3 protein-coding genes are annotated in these 1929 nt (G+C 64.6%); all 3 read right to left on the reverse strand.

Annotated elements, in window-relative coordinates; genetic code table 11:
• Positions 1–1083, reverse strand: a 1083-nt coding sequence (gene tnpC, locus RSW2DRAFT_RS16895) for an IS66 family transposase (protein ID WP_008033217.1), incomplete at its 3' end; no start/stop codon positions are given.
• A 58-nt stretch (positions 1084–1141) separates the two neighbouring features.
• A complete protein-coding gene (tnpB, locus tag RSW2DRAFT_RS16900; protein WP_008033218.1) occupies positions 1142–1489 on the reverse strand; it encodes an IS66 family insertion sequence element accessory protein TnpB in 348 nt (115 codons plus the stop codon).
• Positions 1486–1845, reverse strand: coding sequence for an IS66-like element accessory protein TnpA (gene tnpA / locus RSW2DRAFT_RS16905; protein WP_232209710.1), 360 nt, complete (start codon positions 1843–1845; stop codon positions 1486–1488). The genes tnpB and tnpA overlap by 4 nt, the downstream gene beginning before the upstream one ends.
• Between the last annotated feature and the right edge of the window lie 84 nt (positions 1846–1929).

The raw sequence follows: 1929 nt of genomic DNA on the forward strand, positions 1-1929 counted from the left end.
CGACGACCCTCGGGCCTCTTTCTCGACAGCATAGAGCTGCGCGATCCGACCGATGGCCTCTTCGGCAATGGGTGAGCCCTGCGATCGGTGGATGTCGACGAACTTGCGCCTGACATGGGCCATGCAGGCGACCTCGCGGATGGCACCGGAACGGTAGAGATCCTCAAACCCGGCATATCCGTCGGCATGCATCCAGCCACGGAAGCGGGCGAGATGTTCCTTCGGGTGCTGGCCTTTGCGGTCTCCCGAGAACCGATACCAGGCTGCGGGCGGTGCCCCGCCGCCCCAGGGGCGTTCGTCACGGGCATAGGTCCAGAGCCGGGCGGTCTGGGTCTTGCCAGTGCCGGGAGCCAGCATGCTGATGGGTGTGTCATCGGCAAAGATCGCCTCAGCCGACAGGACATGGCGGCCGATGGCATTGGCCAGCGGTTCCAGCAAGGCGGCCGTCTTGCCGACCCAGTCCGCCAAGGTGGAGCGATCCAGATCAAGGCCTTCACGGTCGAATATCTGGCTCTGACGATACAACGGAAGATGGTCGGCATACTTGCTGACCAGAACATGGGCCAAGAGACCCGGCCCGGGACGGCCGCGTTCGATCGGGCGCGAAGGCATCGGGGCTTGCACGAACCGTTCGCAGCAGGCGCAGGTCAGCCGAGGGCGGACAATCCGGTTCACGATAAATCGGCCGGGGACGTATTCCAGCTCCTCGGTCACATCTTCGCCAATCCGGCGCAGGCGCCCGCCGCAATCGGCACAGGCGTCGGAGCCGGGCGTCAGTTCCACCTCCATCCGGGGAATGTGGTCCGGGATCGGGCGGCGCTTTGGTTTGTCCTTCTCCTCGATGTCCGGCAGCTTCATCCGTGCTGTCATTGCGGCGGCGGCGATCTCGCTCGTCTCAAGTGCCAACTGCAGCTGTTCTGCCGTCTCCGACGACGCGCCAAACCGGTGCGCGCGGTGCCCGGCCAACTGGTGCCGCAGCTTCTCGATCAGGATCGCCTGCGCCTTCACCTCGGCCAAAAGCCGCGCGGTGAAACTGCGCAGCTCCTCAGGGTCTTCCGGCAAGGTCAGGGTCTGATCGAGCATGCTGGAAGTTTATCCCACTGTATTCCTTGTGGGAATCATTGATTGCAGGGTGAGCAGATTATCCCGCCGCTAGAGGCCGCCACGTCCGCTGCGGTGCCCGCCAGTCGATCCCCTCCAAGAGCATCGACAACTGCGCAGGCGTCAGAGCCACCTTGCCGTCCTTGGCCGATGGCCAGACGAACCGGCCCTTCTCCAGCCGCTTCATGAACATGCAAGCCCCTTGGCCGTCCCACCAGATGATCTTTACCAGGTCACCCCGGCGGCCACGGAAGACAAAGAGATGCCCCTCAAACGGATCCTGCTTCAGCACCGCCTCGGCCTGCGCCGCCAGCGCCGCAAACCCTTTGCGCATGTCGGTGACGCCAGCCGCAAGCCAGACCCGCGTGTTGGCCGGAACCGGGATCAAACTGTCAGCCCCCGGATCAGACGAGCCAAGGCATCAGGATCGTAGCCGCCGCTGATCCGCATCCGGTGCCCGCCAGCCAGGTCGATCTCGATGTGATTGTCGGCCACAGGTGCGGCCAGAGGCTTCGTCGCCTCCGCGACGATCTCCACCGGCAGAAAGCGCGACCCCTCCGACAAACCGGGCGCTGCCGCCGGGTCCGGCGCATAGCGCGGATCGCGCCGCCATTTGAAGATCAGATTGGCATTCAAGGCGTAGCGCTGTGCCACCTGCGCAACCGACACACCCGCTGCCGCCGTCTGGAAACAGATCGACCGCTTCTCCTCGTCCGTCCAAAGCCGCTTCGTCCGACGCGCCACGCAATCACCATAGTGCCCACTAGCGATGGTGGACACTATCCCGCACTCTCACCCCGCGGCAGTGCGGTCAGACCGGACGCTTAC

The organism is Rhodobacter ferrooxidans (assembly GCF_000176015.1).
In the GTDB taxonomy this organism is placed as follows: domain Bacteria; phylum Pseudomonadota; class Alphaproteobacteria; order Rhodobacterales; family Rhodobacteraceae; genus Pseudorhodobacter_B; species Pseudorhodobacter_B ferrooxidans.